Source organism: Arthrobacter agilis, assembly GCF_002953615.1.
Classification (GTDB): domain Bacteria; phylum Actinomycetota; class Actinomycetes; order Actinomycetales; family Micrococcaceae; genus Arthrobacter_D; species Arthrobacter_D agilis_B.
Genome location: NZ_CP024915.1, coordinates 2,441,045 through 2,463,508, shown reverse-complemented (window position 1 = coordinate 2,463,508; position 22,464 = coordinate 2,441,045). Strand labels below are relative to the sequence as shown.

Annotated in this window: 22 protein-coding genes and 1 pseudogene; 9 read left to right on the top strand and 14 right to left on the bottom strand. The window is 62.9% G+C overall.

Features of this window, described 5'->3' with window-relative positions:
- Positions 1-135: 135 nt before the first annotated feature.
- The 3 genes from CVO76_RS12030 (at position 136) to CVO76_RS12020 (ending at position 3,148) form a co-directional block, all read left to right on the top strand.
- Entirely contained in the window at positions 136-1,647 is a 1,512-nt protein-coding gene (locus CVO76_RS12030; protein ID WP_208739410.1) for a glycosyltransferase, read from the top strand.
- Between the two features lie 60 nt (positions 1,648-1,707).
- Positions 1,708-1,881, top strand: a complete 174-nt coding sequence (locus CVO76_RS12025) for a hypothetical protein (protein ID WP_244185933.1) — start codon at positions 1,708-1,710, stop codon at positions 1,879-1,881.
- A 490-nt stretch (positions 1,882-2,371) separates the two neighbouring features.
- Positions 2,372-3,148: a GAF domain-containing protein gene (locus CVO76_RS12020; RefSeq protein WP_133081918.1), complete on the top strand. Its 777-nt coding sequence runs from the start codon at positions 2,372-2,374 to the stop codon at positions 3,146-3,148.
- A 93-nt stretch (positions 3,149-3,241) separates the two neighbouring features.
- Here the strand turns inward: CVO76_RS12020 and CVO76_RS12015 are convergent, their stop codons facing one another.
- The 9 genes from CVO76_RS12015 to CVO76_RS11975 all read right to left on the bottom strand — a co-directional run bounded on the left by CVO76_RS12015 (position 3,242) and on the right by CVO76_RS11975 (position 10,257).
- Entirely contained in the window at positions 3,242-3,997 is a 756-nt protein-coding gene (locus CVO76_RS12015; RefSeq protein ID WP_133081975.1) for a GAF and ANTAR domain-containing protein, read from the bottom strand.
- A gap of 162 nt (positions 3,998-4,159) precedes the next feature.
- Positions 4,160-4,543, bottom strand: coding sequence for a hypothetical protein (locus CVO76_RS12010; RefSeq protein WP_208739409.1), 384 nt, complete (start codon positions 4,541-4,543; stop codon positions 4,160-4,162).
- Entirely contained in the window at positions 4,540-4,779 is a 240-nt protein-coding gene (locus tag CVO76_RS12005) for a hypothetical protein (protein WP_133081920.1), read from the bottom strand. The genes CVO76_RS12010 and CVO76_RS12005 overlap by 4 nt, the downstream gene beginning before the upstream one ends.
- Before the next feature lie 197 nt (positions 4,780-4,976).
- On the bottom strand, positions 4,977-5,315 hold the full coding sequence (locus CVO76_RS12000) for a hypothetical protein (protein WP_208739408.1): 339 nt from the start codon (positions 5,313-5,315) through the stop codon (positions 4,977-4,979).
- 210 nt (positions 5,316-5,525) lie between these two features.
- Positions 5,526-5,792: a YrhK family protein gene (locus CVO76_RS11995; protein WP_244185932.1), complete on the bottom strand. Its 267-nt coding sequence runs from the start codon at positions 5,790-5,792 to the stop codon at positions 5,526-5,528.
- A gap of 11 nt (positions 5,793-5,803) precedes the next feature.
- Entirely contained in the window at positions 5,804-7,159 is a 1,356-nt protein-coding gene (locus CVO76_RS11990) for a DUF2254 domain-containing protein (RefSeq protein WP_208739407.1), read from the bottom strand.
- A gap of 136 nt (positions 7,160-7,295) precedes the next feature.
- On the bottom strand, positions 7,296-7,649 hold the full coding sequence (locus CVO76_RS11985; protein ID WP_208739406.1) for a hypothetical protein: 354 nt from the start codon (positions 7,647-7,649) through the stop codon (positions 7,296-7,298).
- Positions 7,650-7,997: 348 nt separating this feature from the next.
- Positions 7,998-8,243 (bottom strand): hypothetical protein, encoded by a 246-nt coding sequence (locus CVO76_RS11980; RefSeq protein ID WP_244185931.1) that lies wholly within the window; start codon positions 8,241-8,243, stop codon positions 7,998-8,000.
- Positions 8,244-9,876: 1,633 nt separating this feature from the next.
- Positions 9,877-10,257, bottom strand: coding sequence for a DUF2256 and DUF3253 domain-containing protein (locus CVO76_RS11975; protein ID WP_208739405.1), 381 nt, complete (start codon positions 10,255-10,257; stop codon positions 9,877-9,879).
- Positions 10,258-10,603: 346 nt separating this feature from the next.
- Between CVO76_RS11975 and CVO76_RS11970 the strand changes: the two are divergent.
- From CVO76_RS11970 to CVO76_RS11960, 3 genes and pseudogenes are all read left to right on the top strand, one after another.
- Positions 10,604-11,347, top strand: a pseudogene (locus tag CVO76_RS11970) (SOS response-associated peptidase).
- Positions 11,348-12,309: 962 nt separating this feature from the next.
- A complete protein-coding gene (locus CVO76_RS11965) occupies positions 12,310-13,611 on the top strand; it encodes a TrkH family potassium uptake protein (protein WP_347876206.1) in 1,302 nt (433 codons plus the stop codon).
- Between the two features lie 7 nt (positions 13,612-13,618).
- Complete coding sequence (locus CVO76_RS11960) at positions 13,619-14,302, top strand: potassium channel family protein (protein ID WP_208739403.1); 684 nt, start codon at positions 13,619-13,621, stop codon at positions 14,300-14,302.
- A 295-nt stretch (positions 14,303-14,597) separates the two neighbouring features.
- Here the strand turns inward: CVO76_RS11960 and CVO76_RS11955 are convergent, their stop codons facing one another.
- From CVO76_RS11955 to CVO76_RS11940, 4 genes are all read right to left on the bottom strand, one after another.
- Entirely contained in the window at positions 14,598-15,233 is a 636-nt protein-coding gene (locus CVO76_RS11955) for a DUF1345 domain-containing protein (protein WP_208739402.1), read from the bottom strand.
- Positions 15,234-15,412: 179 nt separating this feature from the next.
- The gene (locus CVO76_RS11950) at positions 15,413-16,588 is read right to left on the bottom strand and encodes a zinc-dependent alcohol dehydrogenase (protein ID WP_208739401.1); all 1,176 of its coding nucleotides are present in this window, start codon (positions 16,586-16,588) and stop codon (positions 15,413-15,415) included.
- On the bottom strand, positions 16,585-17,061 hold the full coding sequence (locus CVO76_RS11945) for a hypothetical protein (RefSeq protein WP_208739400.1): 477 nt from the start codon (positions 17,059-17,061) through the stop codon (positions 16,585-16,587). The genes CVO76_RS11950 and CVO76_RS11945 overlap by 4 nt, the downstream gene beginning before the upstream one ends.
- A 49-nt stretch (positions 17,062-17,110) precedes the next feature.
- On the bottom strand, positions 17,111-18,259 hold the full coding sequence (locus CVO76_RS11940) for a glutathione-independent formaldehyde dehydrogenase (protein WP_133081931.1): 1,149 nt from the start codon (positions 18,257-18,259) through the stop codon (positions 17,111-17,113).
- A 174-nt stretch (positions 18,260-18,433) separates the two neighbouring features.
- On the opposite strand from CVO76_RS11940, the gene CVO76_RS11935 reads away from it, so the two are divergent.
- On the top strand, positions 18,434-19,441 hold the full coding sequence (locus CVO76_RS11935; protein WP_208739399.1) for a LysR family transcriptional regulator: 1,008 nt from the start codon (positions 18,434-18,436) through the stop codon (positions 19,439-19,441).
- A gap of 130 nt (positions 19,442-19,571) precedes the next feature.
- On the opposite strand, the gene CVO76_RS11930 is transcribed toward CVO76_RS11935, so the two are convergent.
- Positions 19,572-19,961, bottom strand: a complete 390-nt coding sequence (locus tag CVO76_RS11930) for a hypothetical protein (protein WP_208739398.1) — start codon at positions 19,959-19,961, stop codon at positions 19,572-19,574.
- A gap of 963 nt (positions 19,962-20,924) precedes the next feature.
- Here CVO76_RS11930 and CVO76_RS11925 point away from each other — a divergent pair.
- Both CVO76_RS11925 and CVO76_RS11920 read left to right on the top strand, forming a co-directional pair.
- Positions 20,925-21,467, top strand: coding sequence for a hypothetical protein (locus CVO76_RS11925; RefSeq protein ID WP_208739397.1), 543 nt, complete (start codon positions 20,925-20,927; stop codon positions 21,465-21,467).
- Between the two features lie 453 nt (positions 21,468-21,920).
- Positions 21,921-22,464 (top strand): DUF2254 family protein (locus tag CVO76_RS11920; RefSeq protein ID WP_208739396.1); only part of this gene is annotated, 544 nt, incomplete at its 3' end.

Here is a 22,464-nt window from a genome sequence, read left to right as displayed (position 1 = left end):
GCCTCGGATTGGATCAAGGATGGTGCGGAAGACTCGAAGCTGAAGCGCGGCTTCCGGCTGGGTGGTGGCGCTGTACTCATGCCAGGTACTTCAGGGGAAGTTGCCGTGGTGCCGGTCTCGAAAGGAACGCATTCCATGACCACGCAAATTGCTTTCCAGAATCGCCTTGAGCCTGAACCGGACGAGGCGGAGCCGGCGCCCTACGCGACCAAGGGCAAGCTCGATCGCATTGTCGGCCTGGTGATCGTCGGTCTCGTCACGCTGGCCGCAGCCCTGCTTTGGCTGGCGGTCGCTGTGAACGGCCCCGAGACCACGGTCGCCGATCCGCACGACGCTGTGGTCGGTGTCTGGAGCCTCCTCTACAACTCCGACGCCCCGGATCTGAACGTCATCCTCTCCGCGATCGCCCTCGCACTGCTCGCAGGAGCCGGACTCGCCGTGGTGGAACGCCGGATCGCGACGAAGGCGCGTCGGTCGATGAACCCGAACCACCAGCCCCTTGCCCCCAAGGTCGTCATGGCCGCCAACCGAGGCGTGTTCGCCGGCGAGGTCACGATCACAGTGCTCATCCCGGCGCACAACGAGGAGGCCTCCCTCCCGCAGACCATCGCGTCGCTGCAGAGCCAGTCGCACCGGCCGGAGCGCATCATCGTCGTCGCCGACAACTGCACGGATGATACCGTCCGCGTCGCCCGCGAGGCCGGTGTCGAGGTGATCGAGTCGGTCGGCAACACCCACAAGAAGGCCGGCGCCCTGAACCAGGCGCTCACCAAGGTCCTGCCGCAGCAGGGGGACAACGACGTCGTCATGGTCATGGATGCCGACACACAGCTCGATGACGGCTTCCTCGCCAGCGCCGTGGCGCGCTTCGTCGATGATCGCGCGCTCATGGCGGTCGGTGGACTCTTCTACGGCGAGGACGGGCACGGGCTGATCGGCCAGTTCCAGCGCAACGAGTACATCCGCTACTCACGCCAGATGCGCCGCCGTCGCGGACGGGTGTTCGTACTGACGGGAACCGCCTCACTGTTCCGGCCGGTGGCGCTGCGCACCATCGCCGCCAGCCGCGGCAGGACCATCCCCGGTACACCGAGTGATGTGTACGACACTGCTTCCCTCACGGAGGACAACGAACTCACCATCGCCCTCAAGTCCCTCGGAGGCCTCATGATCTCGCCACAGGACTGCACCGTCGTGACCGAGCTCATGCCGTCGTGGCGCACCCTGTGGAACCAGCGGCTCCGCTGGCAGCGCGGAGCGCTTGAGAACATCGGCGCCTACGGTGTCACAGCTCCCACCATGCGGTATTGGGCGCAGCAGCTCGGCATCGGGTACGGGGTGATCGCTCTGACTTCCTACCTCGCGCTCATTCTGATCACCGTCGTGGCACTCGAGACCTGGATCTGGTTCCCCTTCTGGCTGGGACTCGGACTGCTGTTCACCGTCGAGCGCGTCGTCACGGTGTGGAAGGGCGGGTGGAGAGCACGGCTGCTGGCTTTGACCCTCTTCCCCGAGCTGTTCTTCGACATGTTCCTCAACCTCGTCTACGTCAAGGGCGTCGTCGATCTCTCCTTCGGCCGTACGGCCAGCTGGAAGCACCTCACCCACGCCGCCCCGGCACGCTCGCTCGAATCCCAGGAGGCCTAGGCCATGTTCAGCACGTCAGCAGGACCTATCGTCCCCACTGGTATCCTCCTTCCGGAGTCGGTGCTGCACTCGAATCTGTTCGCCATTCTCGCGGCGTTCGTAGCGATCAATACGGTCATCTACGCCTCGCTGGCCCTGTCGAATGTCCTGCCGAAGATCTACCCGTCGGATTGGGTGACCAACCGGAACCGCCGCGCCGAGACCAGGGGCATCTATCCCGACCTTCGAAAGTAACGGGCAAGGGCTACGCATGACACCTGTTGTTCGCCATTTACCGGCATGCGGGAGCAACGGCAAGCTCCGCGACATCGCGGCCGCCGTCGTCGCATCCGTCAGTCAACAGCAACCAGCAACCCGCTTCGAGCACTGACCGAACGCGCGGCCGACATGTGATGACGGCCCGTAGGATCCTCAAGTACCCGCCGTGTGTCCGCCGTCAGCGTTGGTCGCCGCGAGGCGGGGCCGCAGGACTCGCGCGTCATTGCTTTTGCCGAGCGATTCCGGCTCCAATGCCACATCCGACACGCCTGCCGTCCTTAGCGGTCAGCGCCTCTGGTCATATGGGTGATTGTTTCGTGCGAGCCGGATACTGCACTATCCTTGGAAAACTAAGCAGGCTGATAATTGGTTGTGTGCGTTACCGCAGTCCCTGGTTCGGCTTCATCTCACTGTCGCCTCGGGTTGTTGGTTCAGGTTCGCGAGGATGGGCGGGATCGGAGGTCCTATGAACGGCCGAACGCAGATCAGGCTCACTGCCCTTGCCCTGTCCAGCGCAAACATCTCGGTCGGTGAGCTGTGGGTGAAGTACTACGCCCTGGGTGGTGAGGTGTCGGAGTTCGAGGTGGAGGCATATCTCGGGGGACTGCTCATCTTGTCGGGAAGTGAGCGCACCATTCTCGCGGATGCGATGAATGAGCTCCTTGAGGGCACGTCCGTGGACATCCAGGTTCCCCGCAGCGAGGACGACGAGGCCGCAGAGTCACCGGAGGACTCCCGTAAGTTGCTGGGGGCGCTGGGGGTGTTTTTGTTTACGGAGGAAGAGGCGGAGCAGGAACGCCTTGATGCTGTCGCTGGCACGAATCTTGTGGACTCGCCGTTCGAGGAGCGGTTTGACCGGTACACGCAGCAGGCCCGGGACCATTTCAACGTCAGCTCATCGATCGTGGCTCTGATCGACGATCACAGGTTGTTCCTGAAGTCGGTCATCGGGCCCATCGAGCAGAACATGCCGCGGGAGATCACGTTCTGCAACGCGACGATCCGTAACGCTGGACCGTTGATCGTTCCGGATGCCCGTGAAGATGACCGGTTCAGGACCAATCCCCTGGTGACGGGGGAGCCCTTCATCCGGTTCTACGCCGGCTACCCCTTGCGTGGGCCCGGGGGCTGGACCGTCGGAACGCTGTGCGTCATTGACCAGAAGCCGCGTGGTTTCTCGGCCCAGGACGGCCGTTTCCTGCGCAAACTCGCCAGCCTCGTCGAAGACGAGATCAACGCCTGAGCTTTGCCGTCACTGCCGACCGTTGATCGTTGTCGGGTTCCGGTGCGGGTGTGTGCAGGCACGTGCTGGAACGGTGAGGCGCGGTGTCGAGGATCAGCTGTCGAAGTGCGTGATGACGGGTTTGTGCTGTCCGATCGAGTTCAGGATGTCCGCGGATAAGTCGCGTAGCTTCACGTTCCGGTTCGAGGACGCTTTTCGCAGGATCGCGGTGGCTTCTTCCTGGCCGCACCGGTTCTGGGCCATGATCGCCCCGATGGCCATATCGATGCTGGTGCGAGATTCCATGGCGGCCCGCATGTTCGTGCTTGCTTCGGTGAGCTTGGCTACCCGCACGGCGAGGCGGAGGGACTGGGATGCGTCACGGGCGAATCCTTCGGCGACGCGGATACCTTTGGCGTCGAAGGTGTTCGGTTCGGTTGAGTAGAAGTCCAGGCCGGCGCTGGCTCCTTCGTCGAGGCGGATGGGAATGCCCAGGGCTGAGCGTAGCCCGTGGCCGGCGATTGCTTCGCGGTACTCCGGGAACCGGGTCTCGGTCAGGAAGTCTCGAATGTGGACGGTGATTCCTTCGCGGGCCGCACGCAGGCAGGGCCCGTCGTCGAACCCGTACTGCACCTCATCGACCTGGCGGGCCTTCTCGCTGCTGCTAGCCACTGTCACCATCGACCTTGGGCGCAGGAGAGTGATGCCGCAGAACACGTCGCCGTAGGGCCCAGTGAAGGCCTGGGCTGCGACGGACACCAGTCCGTTCAGGAACTCCTGAACGTCATCGCTTTCGAGCACCATGTTCTGCAACTGGGCTGTGACGCTGTCCCGCTCAGCTTCACGGGCCAGTTCTTGCTCATCCGGCATTGAGTCCTCATTCACGTATGAAAAGAGGCGGAGGAAGGCTCGATGCTGAACCATGGGTCACCTCATGAACCTATGAAATGCTACGGCACCCTGACGGGACCGGACGTGAATGACCCATCACGGACCGCGGCAAGGACTCCGCAGGTGCGTGTTTGGCCTGGCTTATGCGGCCAGTGACGACGCTTTCTGGAACGAGGCATAGGCGTATGCGAACTGCTGTGCCTCACGCCGCAGCCGGACTGGCAGCAACGTGCTGGGGTGGGCGGCCCTGGAAAGATCAGCCAGCGCTGTGTCAACGGTCAGGGCCAGGCGCGTCGCCCCGGTCATGCTCGCGCTGACTCCCAGGCTCGCCAACGCCGTGATCATCTCGTCCCTGTCCTTGCCTGCAGCCAGCGCCTCGGTGATCCTCTCGAGTCGTGATGGAAGCATCGAGATGAAATCCGCGACGAAGCAGGTCGCGGCGGCCGGGGACAGGTCCGCTACCAGGACATCAAAGGCACGGTGCTCGAAGTGTGGAAGGACATCAGGTGCCCCGTTGGCCCTCATGCCTGCAGCATCGAGTGCAGCAGGGAACCCCACGACGGTGCCAGCGCCTCGCGGCGCTCGAACTCCTCAGCAACATCCGCTGCCCGGAACTCGGTTTCCGGGTTCAGCCCGAACTCGTGACTGTATTCGTGATCGACCTGGCGCTGAACCCTGCTGTGCAGGACCTGCAACTCGATGTCCTCAAGTGCTGCGAGGTCCTCGGGGAAAGAATTGGTGGGTACAAGACGAGAATTCATAACTACTCCTGAAAAGAGGGGAAAACGCGAGAGGGAGGAGGTGCCGGCACATGCGACGAGGATCGGCATGACGGCGAGCTGGTGCTGTTCAGCAGCACAGTCCGGGCCCCGGACGGACAGCACAGGCGGGACAGGAGTCCTGCAGCTGCTGTTCGGCGGGGGAACAGGCCGGTGGTGTGGAGAAGGTGTTCGGACTGTCAGGCGGCGACGGGTGAAGCTACGCGTGAGGTGTCAGACAGGGCAGCGCTCCCCGTGATGCGGACCGGGGCCGGGGCGCTGTGCTGGCTCTGGTGTGTGGAGATGTGCGGGGAAGCCGAGTGGCACGCCTCCAGGAGGAGGCGGGTCGCGTCAGCTTTCACCGTGGCCGCCCGCGCGATGTCGATGGTGACGATGGGGTTGCCCGGTAGAGCGCGGGCGCGCCGTATGAGGGGCACAAGGGCCCGGTAGTTCGTGGTGGTGAAGCGGCCTCGAACGGAGATCGTTGCTTCGTTATTCGCGAGGTCGACCCTGATCAGGGTGATAAGGCGGTCGTACATGGTGGCTCCATCAACGGAAAACCGGTTGGCCGCTTGCAGGACCAGTCATCAGCATAAGGCAGTCGAACCCCGTATCAGAACATGGCATCACGGAGTGTTTCCACGACGTCCGCTTGCCCTGACCTTCTGCCGGAAGGGCGGGGTAGCTGGCCAGCACATCTACGTGTTCGAAGAGTCGCGAGAGGTCCTAGACGATCTGTTGATGTCGGATCAGAAGTCGTTGCTGTTCCTGGTGCGGGTGATCGTGCGTAGATGGACGTTTCGGGAGAGGCGGATCACTGGTCGGATCAGGAGTTCGATTGATCCGATCAGGAACAGCCAGGTCCCTGCCGTCGTGGTGCTCTCCTGGAAGAAGAGGATGCTGCCGATGATGAACCAGAGCGCGACCAGGATGTCGTTCACGATCGACAGGACCTCGTACCTGTTGTGCAGGACCAGCTCCCGTCCACCCAGAGGTACGTCCAGATCATCGCCCACAAGGATCTCCTTTACCGGCCGATGCTGATGGTCGTGCTGATGCCGTCGATGCGCTCGGTGAGGTTTCGCTGGATCGTGTCGTCCATGGGGGAGTTCTCGACAGCAGTGCGGACACGCTGCAGCTGTGTGTCGAGCTGCGCGTTGAGCGGGGTGGTGATGGTTGGGTCCGGGTCGGTGACGGTGGCTTTGATGTGGATCTCGGAGAGCATGTCGATGGTGCGGTTTGCAGTCCGCGGGTCGGTGAAGGCATAGGTGATCAGTTGATCCATGACGAGTTCCAGGAGATCGGTGAAGGTCGGCAGGTGCAGCTTCACCCGAGGTACCCCTTCGGGGTCGACGAGTGTGCGGGGCCCTGTGGACCGGCCGGTGAGCGAGCACAGCAATGCCGAGATGTGACCTAGTGCGTGGACGGCGGTCGTGGGGTCGTTTACTCCGGGGGAGAGCGCTTTGTCAGTCACGTCCAGGAGCTGCTGCAACCCGAACGACGGATCCTGGTTCGAGGTGCGCTCAAACCCTGTGCTGAAAGCTTCGAGGATCTCCTCTGACACGTCTTCGCACTGCTGATCCTCGAGTGGGGTTCCGTCCGTGGTCCAGAACCGTCCGACGGGAACGGATTCGATGAGAGAAGTTCCAGGGCTGACGTCGACGCTGACGACAACACCCGAGCGGGTAGCGACATCTAGGAGGCCGTCCTCGTTGACCCGGGTCAGGAAACCCGATCGCGGGCTTCGCAGCAGCAGGCTGTCCGTTGGAGGACGCACATCACGGGGTGTTGTGTCCCCGTGCTCGGGGTAGATGCGCTCGAGGGTGTGCTCTGTCTCGCGGTGCACGTCGCGGAGCATCGTTTCCACCCGGATCTGTCGTGCGAGGTGGGCCAGGAACAGGACGAGGCCGACGACGCTGGCAAGGGTCAGGAGGAACGCTGTGGTGACGGCGATTTCCGGCACGAAGCTGGCGCCTGCGCTGCTTTCCACGCGGATGCTTCTCAGGACGGTCAACGCGAACACGAAGGTCGCCAGGAACAACGCCAACGTGTTGTGAACGAAGCGGTCCCGGGTGAAGGTGCGCAGCAGGCGGGGGGAGAACTGGCTGCTGGCCAGTTGCAGGGTCACGACCGTCAGGGAAAACGTCAGCGACGTCACGGTGATGGTGGAACTGGCGATCGTCTCCAGTAAGGACCGGGCAGCTTCCGGGCCCCCGCCGAACAGCACACCGGACAGTGCCGCTGGAAGCCGGTAGTCCAGGCGCTCATCGAGGAACGGAAGAGCCTGCCCGAGGACGACCGCCACCAGGACCGCCGCCAACGGGACCGGCCACAACTGGGCGCGTAACGACTCCCGAACAGATCGTTCATCCACACGACTCATCTCAGGGTGCCTCCTTCGTCATCATTCTTCAGCCAGGCCGTCTTACTAGCGGGCAACAGACACATGGAACCCGCTGTCCGATATCGGCTGTGAAGCTGCACTGCCGGCACCGCAGAGTGGTTGGCCGCCGACGGCATCATTCGGGCAGGTAGGGCTGGTATCGCTCGAGTGTCCCGTCGAGGACGGGAATCGTGAGTTCCGTCGTTTCGCCGTCGGCCTCGACCGTGATGGTCGTGTTCGCCCCTGGTGCGTCTCCTGCTGTGTCGAAGACTGCCTCGTTCGTGTCAAACGGGTACTGGTCATTGGCGGCGACAGTGACCGTGACACTGTCGTCCTCGTCACTGAGTGTGACCTCGAGGGTTTCATCACCTTCGTTGTCCAGCGTGCCCAGTAATCTGGCCGGCTCACCCTCGTTTTCGGAGACCACCAGGACGCTGAGCAGTTTCACAGAACCTACGGATCCGTCCTCGCCGACGGCAATCGCATCCATATCCTCTTCCGCAGGGCTCGAGCACCCCGTCAAGCCCATAACCAGGATGAGGGCAGACGCTGCGACCCAGGAGGCACGGTGTGGGGTAGCGAAGATTGAACGGAACGACGTCATGAAAGCCTCTCGGAAACAGAACACGAAGGTGCGGTTCACGCGGTAGCGGTTAAACTCGTTCCTTCGACCATAGACACCGAACAACAGCTGTCAGCAACAATCGAGGGGTAAGACGCTGAATCGTGACCGTCCTGACAGCTCACTCGTCAGATGGTCGTGCATCGCCGTTAACCCAAGAACTGGTCGTTAGAGGATCGTTTAGCGTGCGCTGTCGCCGGCGAGTAGTGGGACCGGTCAATGCGCCTTCGGGTGGACGGTGTCGACGCCGGCGTGGAGGAGGTCGCGGAGGCTGGCGTCGGGAAGGAACGCTCGTGTGAGGCCGATGCCGATGGCGGGTAGGTCGACTTCGTTTTCGAAGAGGAGGTAGACCGGTTCGGTTCGGGGGTTGAACTTCTGTTTGAAGTGGTGCAGCGACCGGAAGCCGTACACCGGTTCCAGCAAGCCCCGAGCCGTGGAAACGATGCAGAAGCGGTGCTTCACAAGCAGGGATGGTCATGCTCAACCCACGCCTAGCCGCCCGAGGCCGTAAAGGAATTCTTTGTCATACGGAACAAAGCGTCCGGTTGAGGATCCCTCAGCGGGCGAGACTCATAGGTATGGACTGGTGCAGGTCTTCGGCGCCTCTGTAACGACTGCGATGGTTCGGCCTTCGCGCTGCTGCGGTGGTTGAACGGAGCGACGCTAGTGAGGACCGTTCCGGTCGGCGGGGATCGGACCTTCCGTTCCATAGGGTGCGCTCATGTTGATTGCAGGAGGTAACCGCGAGCTTTGGGTAATGCAGAGACCGCAGTCCTTCGGTTCAGTGACGACACGACGGAAGGCACGTTCCTGCGACTCGACAACAGAGGGATGCCTTCGAGTTGTCCTTCTGGTGCGGCACCTGCCAGTTCCTCTTCAAGCGGCTCGAAGGCTCAAACCAGACACTGTCCCTCCCCGAGATCCAGGCGACGCCGGCTTGGTCTGTGCCTGGAACCGCCAAAACCTTATCGTGAGCATGCTGCCCTGCCCGCCTTGCCCGCCCGGGGGAGTGGTGGAGGGTTCCCACCAGCTGCTTGAGCTGGACCATGACATCGGTGTCGCCGATGACCGGCCACAGGCGGTCCCGCCAGCGCAGCGCCAAGGGCAACCCCGAGGGCAGGAACCGGACGTCAGCGACCTCGTCGAGCACATGCCAGGCTGACGCCTCAGGCCTCTGTGCGTCCTGTCCTGTGGTCGTGGTGTGTGTCGTGTCGGCTGGGTGCGCTGTCGTCGTTCCGTGCCGTCCTGATCCTCTGCCGTCCCTTGTGCAGGGTTTGAAATAGAACCCAGGTTCGATTATTTGGAAAGCTGTCTGAAGTGTCGGCGGGGCATGGCTGATTCAATGGGCTGATGACCCAATACGTCATGAAGCCCATGAGCAAGACCTTCGCTGGCGTTATGGCTGGGGTGTCCATCGTTCTAGCGGGGTTTCTAGGTTTGCTGTCCGTGTTGGCGTTACTGCTTGGTCAGGTGGAGCTGAGCTGAGACGGTGCATGGTTCGTACTCAGGAGCATTCTGCTCATTGGCCTCTACATCTTTAGCTTCCGGTACTTCCGCGTCCGGGCGCGATAGCGCTTCCTTCGTAGCACCCCAGCATGAGGAGGCTGTGCACATCCACCATTTACTCGAGGTGAGTTCTCCGGTGTCGGTGACGCGGGTGGGTGTGTGCAGGCGGGCTGATGGTTCCTGCTTGTCCCCCTGTGTGTGGAACAAGCAGCGGAGCGAGGGGAAGTGTGTGCCGTGCACCTGGGGGCAGGAGGCGCAGCAATCTGACAACCAATCAGCTCTCGGTCTTCACGACGATGGTAGCGCTGCGCCGGCCCGTGAGGAGGCATCCGTACAGGTCGGCGCAGCGGAGCCTTAGTTCACCACACCGATGATGCTGTGGCGAGAGACGGGCAGAATGATCGGTATGCGTGGACGTTTCGTGGTCGCAGGGAACAAGGCTGTGTCATGCGCATCAGGAATTGCGTTGATGCCCACCCACAACACCAGCGCTTCGAGCCATCCGCGCGCCGAGCACGGACGACGACGGAACACCCTGCCCGCGCACGGTGCGGTCAGCGGGGTCATGCATTCAGCGGGGTCAGCAGGATCAGCGGGGCCTGCGCAGTGTGACGAATCCCTTGGCGGTCGAAGGATCTACGACGGCGCCGCGCTGCACCATCTCCGCGAGTCCGCGGGCGACGAGCCTGCGGGCAGCGTTGCGTGCAGGCTCATGCAGCGGGCAGTCACTACCGCCGAAGGCCGCTGCGGCGTCGGCCGGGTCGATCCCCGAACCGCGGGCTGCGGCGTCGAGCCGCGCGAGCAGCCACTCCTCGAGCGCGGTATCGATGGCACGGATCTTGCGGGACCGGCAGGCGTCGCTGCAGTAGACGACGTCCTCCCAGTTCCGCTCCCACTTCTTCCGCCACTCGATGCGGCGTCCGCAGGAGCGGCAGGACTTGGGCTCGTGCGCCGGACCTGCCGACCTCATCACCGGGCCACCGCAGCCGTCACATGCGTCCGGAGATGGAGCGGATCACGGCGAAGGCGCCGTCGCTCCATGGGCGAGAGCGGTCGCACATTTTCGTACCCCTTACACAACGCGAGTCGGGCGGCTTTGCTCGTCGGAACTGGTGGTGCTACTGGAATGCCATCAGTGGCGAATGTGCGCAGAAGCCGTATTGCAAACTGCCTCCCCAATGGTGGCAGAGGATGCCACATGTCGGCGAGGGCGACCTGCTCCGGATGATCTGACGCCGATAACAGCCCATGTAACACCATGGAGCGGCCCAGGGGTATCGACGCGCCGCCCTGCCACCCACGGAATGTAGGAGCAGATGGTGTTCCTACTGGAGCGGGAAAGTAATGGCATGTGCGCACAGTTCGTCATCACCGACTACAAGGCCGCTATCCGGGAGGCTTTCAGCATCGATGGGACGTTCCAGGACGAGGTGAAGCCGTCGTGGAACGTGGCTCCGATGCAGGGGATCCCGTTCGTGTCCGAGCAGCTGCGCGAGGGCGAGCTGGTGCGCCGCCTCGAGATAGCCCGCTGGGGACTCGTTCCCGTGTGGTCCAAGGATCGAAAGGTGGGGGCGAGGATAATCAACGCCCGCAGCGAGACGGTCACGGAAAAGCCGTCGTTCCGCACGGCGACCGCCAAACACAGGGCCCTCATCCCAGCCAACGGGTACTACGAGTGGCAGAAGAACACGGATGGTTGGAAGACCCCGCACTACCTCCACGGGAAGGACGAGGACCAGTTGCTGGGCTTCGCCGGCCTGTACGAGTTCTGGCCCAACCCCACCAAGGCTGAAGATGCCGAGGACGAATAGCTGGTGACCGCGACGATCCTCACCCGGGCCGCGCATGACGCGCTCGGGCACATTCACGACCGGACTCCGGTCATCATCCCCGCGGATCTGCAGGATCAGTGGCTGGACTCGACCATGACGGAACGGGACCAGGTGCAGCACTTCATCGACACCGTCCCCGAACCCAACCTTGTCCCGCGGATCGTTGGCAAAGAAGTCGGCTCAGTCCGCAATAACGGACCTGAACTTACGCGGGCAATAAGTCAGTAGGTCGTTCAGCTGGACCCGGCCTCAGGAGTGTGGTTGCCGCCTGCGGCGACTTTGAGGTAGGCGCGAGTATCTGAGAGAAGTTGAGGAAGATCTATATCCAGGCTTGATCGGTGCTCGCCGTAGACGATGGCATTGCTCAATGAGCAAAGTCTGATGATTGGAGATGGTTAGCGCGGCATCGTTCGGCCGGGTCCGAACCGCACCGAAAGCACGGTCCTCGATGTGCTCATAGGCGTTACGGATCTCAACGACAGTCAATCGCAACCGTGACACCGAAGCAGGAAGGTCTGCCACTATCCCAAATCTGGCAGCAACTTGAGTGGACATATCAACGGCCCGACTAAGAGTGACAACTGCTGTCTCAACCGCACCGATGAGAGCGAAAAAGTGCGGTCTGAAGGCCGGCCCAAAGCCTTCCAGCGAAGTGTGCGCGCGTACACCATGCCAGGTTTGGGGCCGGTGGGAACAATGCGGAGGGCAACGATGAGACCGGAGGTATCACCTATCTCGTCGGATGTGTTCACTCCTGTGTGTGACAGGGACAGCATCGGAACCACTTCGTCTCCCTCATAGACAGGAATCCGAGGAGGAGCGGGTTCGTTGGGGTCTTTTCCCGTATGAAGATCCTGTTGCCCTACGTTGGCGAGCGGACAGCGGTCCGCGCGCGAAAGCCCCGTAAATGGTGAACAGGCTGCGGCGGAATCCACTGACTCGGAGCATCAAGATCATGTAAAGACGCCCCTCAGCTCGCTGTTCGTGGGGTTGAATGAGCGGCTGGTGCAGAGCGTCTGCAGCAAGTCGATCAACTCTCTGGAGGTCGGAGCATTCCCGTGAGGTCGAGCAGAACTATCCTCAGGGAGTCACGAGCGTCCATGACGGCACGTTTGGGCGGGCTTCTCCGCCCGACAGCGCGCAAAGTCGTAATGTGGGTTGCGCATCTGAGCCCTCGCCACCCCGCCCAAGTGATCGTTCTCGGTTTTGCGGGAGCGGTCCTGATCGGGACTGCGCTGCTGATGCTCCCCACCTCGAAGGTCGGTCCGGGCAGCGCCACCTTCTTGGAGGCCCTGTTCACGGCGACGTCGGCCGTCTGCGTCACCGGGCTGATCGTCGTCGACACCCCGGTCTACTGGACGGGCAGCGGTCACGTCATCATCTTGGCACTGATCCAGGTCGGCGGGTTCGGCATCATGTCCTTCGCCTCCCTCCTCGGCGTCCTGTTGGCCCGACGCATGGGTCTACGCTCAAGGATCTCCGCGGCGGCCGAGACGAAGAGCGTGGGGTTCGGTGACGTCCGAGGCGTCCTGCTCGGCGTCTTGCGCATCACCCTGATTGTCGAGGTACTCACCGCCGTCGTTCTGGCGGCGCGGTTCCTCCTTGGGTATGGCTACGGCGTTGGTGAAGCGGTATGGCTGGGTGTCTTCCACTCGATCTCGTCCTTCAATAACGCCGGCTTCGCGCTGTTCAGTGACAACCTGATCGGTTTCGCCGGGGACCCATGGATCTGCCTGCCGATCTGCGCCGCCGTCATCATTGGTGGTTTGGGCTTCCCCGTCCTGTTTGAACTTAGGCGCCACTTCCGGTACCCCCGCACATGGCACGTGAACACCAAACTCGTGCTCACCGGGACAGTCATCCTCCTCGTTCTTGGCACTGTGTTCATCACCGCGGTCGAGTGGTCCAACCCCGCGACCCTCGGGGCGCTACGGCCAGAAGAGCGGCTCCTCGCAGGCTTCTTCCAGTCGACGATGACGCGCACCGCCGGCTTCAACAGTGTGGACTTCGCCCAGCTCAACCCCGTCACCCTGCTTGCTATGGACGTCCTCATGTTCATCGGGGGAGGCCCGGCGGGTACCGCGGGCGGCCTGAAGATCACCACGTTCGGTGTTCTGCTCTTCATCCTCTACACGGAGATCAGCGGCGGCAACGCGGTCAACATCTTCGGCAAGCGTCTGCCCCGCTCGGTGCACCGGCAAGCCATCTCGATCGTGCTGCTCGCCGTCGGGCTCGTCATCAGCGCCACGATGTTCCTCATGCTCATCACCGACTTCGGCCTCGACCGGATCCTCTTCGAGGTCATCTCCGCCTTCGCGACCGTAGGTCTGTCCACCGGTATCACCGCCGGCATCCCGCCGGCAGGCCAGGTGGTCCTGATCCTGGTGATGTTCGCCGGACGCCTCGGCCCGGTCACCCTGGCCACCGCACTGGCGCTGCGTTCCAAACCGCTCTACTACGAATACCCCAAGGAAAGGCCCCTCATTGGCTAGGCAACGCATGTTTTCCTCCAAACCCATCGAAGCAGTCGCGGCAGCCGACTCAGTCGCAGTCATCGGCCTCGGCCGGTTCGGGGGCGCCCTGGCCCTCGAGCTGGAGGAAGCAGGGACCGAAGTCCTGGGCATCGACAGCGACGAAGACACCGTCCAGTCCTACAACGGCCGCCTCACCCACGTAGTCCGCGCTGACACCACGAAAGAGGAAGTGTTGCGCCAGCTGTCCCTCCCCGATTTCGACCGCGTCGTCGTGGGGATCGGGTCCGACCTGGAAGCCAGCATCTTGACCACCTCGATCCTGCTGCGCTTTGACCGCCCCACCATCTGGGCGAAAGCCATCAGCGAGCCACACGCCCAGATCCTGTCCCAGCTCGGTGTGGAACGGGTCATCCGGCCCGAGCACGACATGGGCAAACGGGTGGCACACCTCGTCCGGGGCACCATGCTCGACTACGTCGAGTTCGAGGACAATTTCGCGATGGTGAAAACCCGGCCCCCACGCGAGTACTGGGAGCGCGAACTCGGCACCACCGGCCTGCGCGCCCGACACGGCGTCACGGTCGTCGCCGTCAAACGCAAGGGCGGGGAATGGGACTACACCACGGCCCAGACCACCCTGTACGACGACGACGAGATCATCGTCGCCGGCCCGACAAGCAAAGCGGAACTCTTCAGCTCCCTCATCTGACCTCGCGGCAACGGGACTACACACCGCCAACTCCCACACCTCCTGCATCACAGAAGACAACCAGTCGAGGTGCCGTGGATCAGACTTCCGCATGACAATCCCGCGACGAAGCTGAGCGACTGGGTCACAGAAAGCGGCGGAAAACACGCCATTCACCACTGCGACTCACAGGAGTGGTCACTCGGGCGGAGAGCCCTACGGATGTCTTGGAAAGCTTGAGATTTCTGAGACGTCGTAGGGATCTCTGCGTTCCCTTGTGGTCGTGGGGTATCCCTGAAGATGATGCTGGGCTCTCTTATTGTTGGCTGAGGTTGGTGACGAGGTTGATGGCGACGGCGATGAGGACCGTGCCGAAGAAGTAGGACAGGAGGGCGTGTGGGAGGGCTTTGCGTCGGGTCTTGCTGGTGACCGGTTCGATCTCCGGTGCTGCGTAGGACATTCCGATGGTGAAGGCGTAGTAGGCGAAGTCGCTGTAGGTGGGCTGCCGGTCTTGTTTGACGTCGAATCCGCTTTCGGCCTGGTCGATGAAGTGCAGGCGGGCGTATTTCAGCGCATAGACGGTGTTGACGAGCGCCCACGCGATCATCGTGCCCAGGACGCCGAGGATGACCAAGGCCACCGAGGTCAGATCTGCGCTTTTTGATTGGATCAGGGCGACTGCGACGGCGGCGATACTTGCCAGACACGCGGCGATGATGGCGTTGTCGGTGATGCGGGTCCCTGATTCTTCCTGTGCCAGTTCTCTCGTGCCTGCCGGGTCCTGGTGCCAGCAGATACGCCAGACCCAGGTCAGCGCGATGGTGCCGGCTACGCACCAGCCGACCAACGGACCGAGATCCGGTGCGACGGTGATTGCTGCGATGATCCCGGCGGCGATTCCTGCCCCGAGGCAGATCAGGGCGCGGCGGGCTGAGAGAATACGCGATGCCATGGGGTCCTCGAACGGGCGGGGAGGTTCAGCATGGGGTGGCGGATCAGGGCGCGCAGGTCACCGGATGCTCGAGTCCCGGACAGCGCGTCGGTGCGTGTGCGATCCGGGGCTCGATCGGGTGTTCCGGTGCCAGGGGCAGCGACACGTCCTGACCGCCCTTGGAGCTACTGGTCATCGGGTTATCCTGCGGGTTGGAAGACAGCTCGGACGCAGCCGTCTTCCTTGTTCTTGAACATCTCGTATCCGCGCGGTCCCTGATCGAGTGGCATGACGTGGGTGGCCAGGTGTTCGGTGGTCAGTTCGCCCCGAGCCATGTGTTCGAGGATCTGCGGGATGTAGCGGTGGCCGTGCTGCTGTGCGCCGCGCAGCGTGAGCGCCTTGTTCATCACGGCACCCAAGGGGAATTTGTCCACGACTGCGGCGAAGACGCCGAGGGTGAACACTGTTCCGCCTTTGCGGCAGGCGTGGATGGCCTCACGAACGGCGGTCGGCCGGTCGGTCTGCAACCGCAGCTGCTGCTTGGCCTGGTCGTAGAGATAGGCGGGACCGGAACTGTGGGCCTCCATCCCGACGGCCTCTATGCACACATCGGGTCCTCGGCCACCGGTGACCTCGCGAAGTGCGGCTGCCACGTCGACCTGCTCATAATTCAGTGTCTCGGCACCGATGTGCTGTTCGACTTGTTGTAGCCGGTTGGCGATCCGGTCGATCACGATCACACGTTCGGCACCTCTAAGCTGCGCGGCGGCCGCAGCCATCTGCCCCACCCCACCGGCACCCCACACGGCGACGACGTCCCCGGCCTGGACCTCGGCCTGATCGACACCGGTCCACCCGGTCGGGGCAGCGTCGGAGGCGAACAACGCGGTCAGGTCGGGCACGCCGTCCGGGACCGAGAATGCCCCCTGATCGGCGTAGGGCACCCGGATGTAGTCGGCGTGGCTGCCGGCGTACCCGCCAAGGGCGTGCGAGTAGCCGAAGCACCCCCCTGGCGCGAAGCCCCATAGCGCTTCCGTGATCGCAGGGTTGGGGTTGCCGTTGTCACACAGCGAGAACAGCTTGTTCTGGCAGTACCAGCACTTGCCGCAACTGATGAACGAGCACACCACGACCCGGTCGCCGACCTTGTGCTTCTGGACGCCGGCACCGACCTCGACGACCTCACCGAGGAACTCATGACCCAGTACGTCCCCGCTGCGCATGAAGGGGATGTACCCGCCGAGCAGATGTAGGTCGGACCCACACGTGGTGGTGAGGATGACGCGCAGGATCACATCGTGGGAATTGAGGATCTTAGGATCGGGGACCTCCTCGACGGAGGTTTCATTGACCCCGGTCCAGCACAGCGCCTTCATAGGATTCCTTCCTTACCGGCTCGCTTGGTCGCGGCCTCGAGCAGCAGTCCGCCAGGGGTGCGCCTGCGTGTACCGTGTGGTGCCGGATCGACCTGGAGGACCTCACCGACTTCGATGAGCTGCTTTGCCTGGCGCAGCGCCGAGCGCAGCGCCTGCTGCGGGGTTTCGCCCTCGGCCCGGGATGTCGCGTTGCCCGATGTGGAGGGTCCGCGGTGACGCAGCCGGGCGGTCAGCTCGGTGCCTTTGCCCCCGGGAGCGGGCCGCGTCCTGACCTCGACGGTGTCGCCCAGCCTCGCGAGGGGCTCGGGCCACTGGCCCTGCGGCCCCACCTCCTGGGGCGGACGGTTGATGGTAACTGCCCACCGTCGATCCTGCGACTCTTCGCCCGAGGTCCTACGCGAGGACTGGATGACGCGGCGGATGATGATCCCGCCTGCCCCGGCCAGGACGGCCATGCTCATTACTCGCTTCATGTGTTACCTACCTTTCGAGGGGTGATGACTCCGTCGGACGTCACGGCGCTCAGCCCCCGGCCGGGTGGAGGACGACTTTGGTCCAGCCGTCTTCGCGGTTGTCGAAGTTCCGGTAACCCTCGGGGGCCTGGTCGAGCGTGAGTTCGTGGCTGACGATGAACGAGGGCTTGGCCTTTCCGCCGGCGATGAGGTCGCGTAGGGCCCGGTTGTACTTCTTCACCGGGCACTGGCCCGAGCCCATCGTCTGTCCCTTGAACCAGTAGTTGCCGTAATCGAAGGCCACCTGGCCCTGCTGGGCGAGTTCGTCGGGGCCGCCGGGGTCCTGGGGGAGGAACACACCCACCACGCCGAGGCCGCCCACGAACCGGACGGAATCCACGAGCCGGTTCAGGGTTTGGTTGGGGTGCTCGGTGCCCGAGGGGTCGTGGGCTTGGTAGCCGACGCATTCGCAGCCCCGGTCCGCCCCGAAGCCCATGGTCTGGTCCTTGACGAATTTCACCGGATCGACCACCGAGTCATCGACCGGGATTGCTCCGATCTGTTCCGCCAGCTGCAGGCGATCGCGCTGGCGGTCCACGACCATGACCTTGCCGGCGCCCTTGATGATGGCGGAGTAGGCGGCCATCAGACCCACCGGACCGGCACCGTAGATGACCACCGAGTCCCCGGGGTACACCCCGGCCAACTCAGTCGCATGCCAACCAGTGGGGAAGATGTCGGCGAGCATCACGTAATCGAGCTCTTTCTCCACCGCGTCCTCGCCCAGCCGCAGGCAGTTGAAATCCCCATACGGCACCCGCAAGTACTCGGCCTGACCGCCCTGATACGGGCCCATGTCCGCGAAGCCGTACGCTGCTCCAGCGAGCTTGGGCTCGGGCTGCATCGTCAGGCAGTAGTTGGTGAAACCCCGTTCGCAGTTCTTGCAGAATCCGCAGGCGATGTTGAAGGGCAGTACGACACGTTCGCCCACCTTCACCTTGCTCACGGCCGGGCCGGTCTCGATCACTTCGCCGAGGTTCTCGTGCCCGAAGGTACGTCCGGGTTCGAAGCTGGTGCGGCCCTCATACATGTGCAGGTCCGAGCCGCAGATGTTCGCCGACGTGATGCGGACCAGCACGTCGGCGGGATGTTCGATCCTGGCGTCCGGCACGTCCTCGACGCTGACGTCGTTCGGTCCCTTGTAAACCACTGCCTTCACGGTGAGCCTCCTTGAATTGATGCGGCAACGGAGATGACGCCGACCCAGCGGCCTCCTCGCCTTCGGCGACCCATCGAGGCAACCCGTCAACGCACACCACGATTGTTCGCCTCACCCCAGATGGCCACCACGACATAATTCCTCCGGCTCGTGAGCCAGGGGCTAACGTAAATCATGGAGTTGCGACACCTGCGGTACTTCGTGGCGGTGGCCGAGGAACGGCACTTCGGGCGCGCAGCCGCCAGGCTGCGCATCGCTGCCCCTTCTCTGTCCCAACAGATCAAGGTCCTGGAGCGGGACCTGCACGCCACCCTGCTCGAGCGCAGCCCTCGCCGTGTGGTCCTCACCCCCGCCGGGGAGGTGCTGCTCGAACACGCCCACGTCCTGTTGGCCCGCGCCGACCGTGCCCGCTCCGAAGTCCGCTGCGCCGACGGCCGTCATCGGCATATCAGCCTGCGCGTCGCCCCGGGTGTGGAACACATCCTGAAAGATCCCCTGGGCCGCCTCTCCGGGCCGGCCTCCGAGCTAGAGGTCACCGCTGTGACCGCCACCGACAGCGACGCGGTCCGCGCGGTCCGGGACGGGCACACCGACGCCGCCATCGTCTGGGTGCGCTGCGCGCAGGACCAGGACCTTCCGGGGCGGCTCCTGGCTCGCGTGCCGGTATACCTGGCCCTGTCGGCCGAGCACCGGCTCGCCGCCGCGGAAAGCGTCCCGGTCACCGACCTCGCCGAGGAGACGGTCGTGATGGTCCCCCGCGATCAGTTCCCCGGCATCTGCGACTACCTCCTCGCCCGCCTGCTCCCAGCGGGCCCGTCCCGTCCCGACCAGGTGCTCACCCCGCCGAATCTCATCAATGCACCTGAAGCCCTCCTTCGCGTGGTCGCCGCAGGCCATGGGGTAGCACCGGTCGCACCGGCGGTGGCCGAGCACTTAGCGGTACCCGGGATCGTCGTCCGCCCCGTGGCGCCCCCCTTGCTGGCTCCCCTCGAACTGATCTGGCACGACCCCGCCACCCCCGCCCTCGCCGACGTCATCGCTCTGCTCACCGATGTCGAAGGACAAGCACCCGTCAGTGACCAGGGCGATGGGCGGCACCGAATCCCGTCTATGGCAGAACCTGCAGGACCACCACCCCGACCGAAGCCGTCTCACCTGACAGGACTCCAAGCCACTAGGTGATGACCCGCAGCACGACCCCGCCTGGTCAGCGCGAATCTGCCCTTGCGGTCGATCGCCCGGCGCCACTGCATCTCGCAGTTGGTGCACTAGGCGATCGATCATTGCGGGTGATACTTCGGGGTGAAGTCATTCACAGCCACCTCCTCTCTGATCGGACCGGCGTGGAGCATGCGGTCAGCCAGGTCAGGGCTTCGTTCCGGTGGGGGAAGTAGCGGCTCGGGTAGGGCGGGTTATGGACCACGGTGAAGTGGTCTGCGATTGTCTTGTCGACAGGGGACGGACCCACCAGGGCCAGCGCCCCAATGTTCAGTTCCTTCGCGAAGTGGTTCAGGGCTCTACTGCTCAAGGTCACCATCTCGTTGAGCTCGACGAGCATCGGCGGACAAGTACTCCTGCAGATCGCCTCAGCATGCTCGATGAAGGCGACTGCATCTGCCTCAGTAACGCTCATCCCCTCGGCCCAACCGACCGACAGGATCCCGTTACGCAGTTCCATCGTGAACGGCCTCAGCAGTTCCACAGGAGTACCCACCCTCTTGCTGCACACAATCTCTCACTTCCTCTCTGAAGCTCGTGTACGACCGTCTGATAATCCTGGGGTACGCCGACTGTACCGACACGCGTAAGGCTTTCACGCGTCAGACGGGTAATTGGCCGGCCGTGTCAGGGCCTCGCGTTCGTCGGTGAAGAAGTCGATCACCTGATCGGAGTTGTACAGGCGCGACCATGACCCAATCCAAGGGCGCCTGTACGCGCTTACCCCGATTCGGGACGTTCGCGAACCCATCCTTGACCGACACTTCCCACCAAGGAGCCACAGACTCAGCCACACGAAACTGACGAGCCATGAGCATGCAATCTTCACCGTGGCGCGTGGTTGTAAGTTAGGCATACACCTCAGTAGATAAGTAGTGCGGTGATACCGGCGATGACGAAGGGGCCCGAAGAAACCAACATTAGGAAAGAGTGCTTCTGTAGAAGATCCGCTCCTTCCTCCACTGAGATGTTTGGATCAAGTACGCGCAAATGCTGAGCCGTCGACCTCCCGGCTTTCCATCTTCTGTCGAAACTCAAGAACACCAGGAAATAGATGACGCTTAGCGCAAAACAGAACCAAGAGGTACTCTCATTTCCTCCCCTCATTGGGACTCCTGTGAGAATAACCACCAGCACGATGATTGGCATTATTACGAAAAACCCGAGAGTGATTCGAACTGAGGTCTTTGCGCTCAACAGGATGTCCTCCTCGGCGTTCGATGACGACGTAGCACAGCTGAACCTGGTCTGTTTGAGTGGGCTTGCCCGCATTGCGAGTGATGTGGATCTTCGCGATTTCCACGAAGTCTGCCACGATCCTGAGCGGCAGATGGTCAGCTCAACGTAAGAGAGGCCGCTGGAACCCTCGCCCTTAATAGATTCCCAGGTGTCCGTAGGCCGATCCGCTTATCGGTCAGAGTGGTACCTGGACTGACAGACTGTGGGTGTGACTTCCACAGAACAAGATGTCAAAAAGAAGGGCTTCTGGGTCAGAGCTCTCCGACGCACACCGAACTGGATCATCTTCCTCGTCATTGCTGTGTCGTACGCAGTCTTCTTGCTGGGAAAGGACCTTCTTACCGGCGAGACGGTCGTGTTGGCCGACGTTGCCCTCGCCGTTCTCTCAGGCCTTGCGCTCTCCGCTGTCATCTTTCGGGTCAACCGGTGGAAGAGTGCCAGGGAAAAGAAGAAGCCCTCTGGTTCGCCTACACAGACCAACGTCGAACGAGCAATGTCCACACGCCGGCTCCCGGACGACGCACCAGCCGAACAATGGGTTCCCGAGCTCCGTAAGGCGATCCGCGCGGACCGAGTCATGGCCTGGATTGGCCCCCTGTTGTTCGGGGCGTTCGGGATCATGGGAATCTACTTGATCATCGACAATCCCGAACACCCTTGGTTCTGGATACTTGCAACCATCTTCTTCTTCTCCGTCGGAGCTTCGACCCGCCCGCAAGTCGTTATCTTGACGCTCGCCCTGAAGCTATAGCCCTCGTGCCCGTCAGCTCGGCAACGGCAATGTGCGTTTAGGTTGGACAGCGAGAATGGGGCGGAAGGATGCCATATACGTGCATCTGGGAGAGCTTCCGGCTGCCAATGAGCAGTCCAATCGAAGGATCCTTTGGCGGGACTCACGCACCGGACCGATACACACGGTCTCGACCCTCGCACACAGGTGTAGCCGTGCCTTGGGACGGGGCTTCATTGCAGTGCTTCTCGATCAGCCCGGCATCGTCGCCTTGGGGTGATTTTTGCGCAAGACCGGCGACGGCGAGTTGATGCACGCTATGGCCGGTGCGTGCATCCTCGTCGTGCTGATGAGGTGTGCGCTGCTTCCCGCGCTTCCTCACTGGAGGTCATTGACAAGTGCCTCTTTAGGCGGAGGCGCCGTTGACCCGCCTCGTGTCGGGCGAGTCCACTGGTGGTACGCGAGGAGGTTGCTGTGAGAGGTGTGTTCGTCGGGCGCCTGATGAAGGCCAGCCGGCTCCGGCGAGGAATGAATGAGTTCCTGGTGCTTCCGCTGATCATCACGGGGGTGTTCTGTGTCGTGGCTGTGGGGGTGGCGCTTTGGGACACTCAGGGAAGCGTTCCCGCACTGCGCCAGGTTGCAGGGTCGATCATTCCGGCTTCGAGTGCCGCGGGGGTCGTCGGCGTGGCCGCGGCGAGCCTGATGACGGTCACGTCAATCACGTTCTCGATGCTGCTCATCTCGGTACAACAGACATCGAACTTCCTGGGGGCCGTCGTGTTCGACCAGTACCTTCGACGCCGCGCGAACCAGGTCTACGTGGGGTATTTCATCGGTGCGACCGCATTCTCTTTCATCGTGTTCGCCAGTGCGGGGTCAGATTCCCCGCCCGTCATCGGGGCGTTCGCAACATTGCTGCTGACAGTCGGATCCCTGGTGATGCTGCTGCTGCTGATCCACTCGACCGTCGACCAGATGCGTCCGGAGTGTGTGGTGAATCCGATTCACGAGCTCGCAC

Excerpts from the sequence above, each read along its gene's own strand:
- CVO76_RS12030 (WP_208739410.1), top strand. The coding sequence starts at position 136 with ATGACCACGCAAATTGCTTTCCAGAATCGCCTTGAGCCTGAACCGGAC.
- CVO76_RS12020 (WP_133081918.1), top strand. The coding sequence starts at position 2,372 with ATGAACGGCCGAACGCAGATCAGGCTCACTGCCCTTGCCCTGTCCAGC.
- CVO76_RS12015 (WP_133081975.1), bottom strand. The coding sequence starts at position 3,997 with ATGCCGGATGAGCAAGAACTGGCCCGTGAAGCTGAGCGGGACAGCGTC.
- CVO76_RS12010 (WP_208739409.1), bottom strand. The coding sequence starts at position 4,543 with ATGAGGGCCAACGGGGCACCTGATGTCCTTCCACACTTCGAGCACCGT.
- CVO76_RS12005 (WP_133081920.1), bottom strand. The coding sequence starts at position 4,779 with ATGAATTCTCGTCTTGTACCCACCAATTCTTTCCCCGAGGACCTCGCA.
- CVO76_RS12000 (WP_208739408.1), bottom strand. The coding sequence starts at position 5,315 with ATGTACGACCGCCTTATCACCCTGATCAGGGTCGACCTCGCGAATAAC.
- CVO76_RS11990 (WP_208739407.1), bottom strand. The coding sequence starts at position 7,159 with ATGAGTCGTGTGGATGAACGATCTGTTCGGGAGTCGTTACGCGCCCAG.
- CVO76_RS11985 (WP_208739406.1), bottom strand. The coding sequence starts at position 7,649 with ATGGATGCGATTGCCGTCGGCGAGGACGGATCCGTAGGTTCTGTGAAA.
- CVO76_RS11975 (WP_208739405.1), bottom strand. The coding sequence starts at position 10,257 with ATGAGGTCGGCAGGTCCGGCGCACGAGCCCAAGTCCTGCCGCTCCTGC.
- CVO76_RS11960 (WP_208739403.1), top strand. The coding sequence starts at position 13,619 with ATGTTTTCCTCCAAACCCATCGAAGCAGTCGCGGCAGCCGACTCAGTC.
- CVO76_RS11955 (WP_208739402.1), bottom strand. The coding sequence starts at position 15,233 with ATGGCATCGCGTATTCTCTCAGCCCGCCGCGCCCTGATCTGCCTCGGG.
- CVO76_RS11950 (WP_208739401.1), bottom strand. The coding sequence starts at position 16,588 with ATGAAGGCGCTGTGCTGGACCGGGGTCAATGAAACCTCCGTCGAGGAG.
- CVO76_RS11945 (WP_208739400.1), bottom strand. The coding sequence starts at position 17,061 with ATGAAGCGAGTAATGAGCATGGCCGTCCTGGCCGGGGCAGGCGGGATC.
- CVO76_RS11935 (WP_208739399.1), top strand. The coding sequence starts at position 18,434 with ATGGAGTTGCGACACCTGCGGTACTTCGTGGCGGTGGCCGAGGAACGG.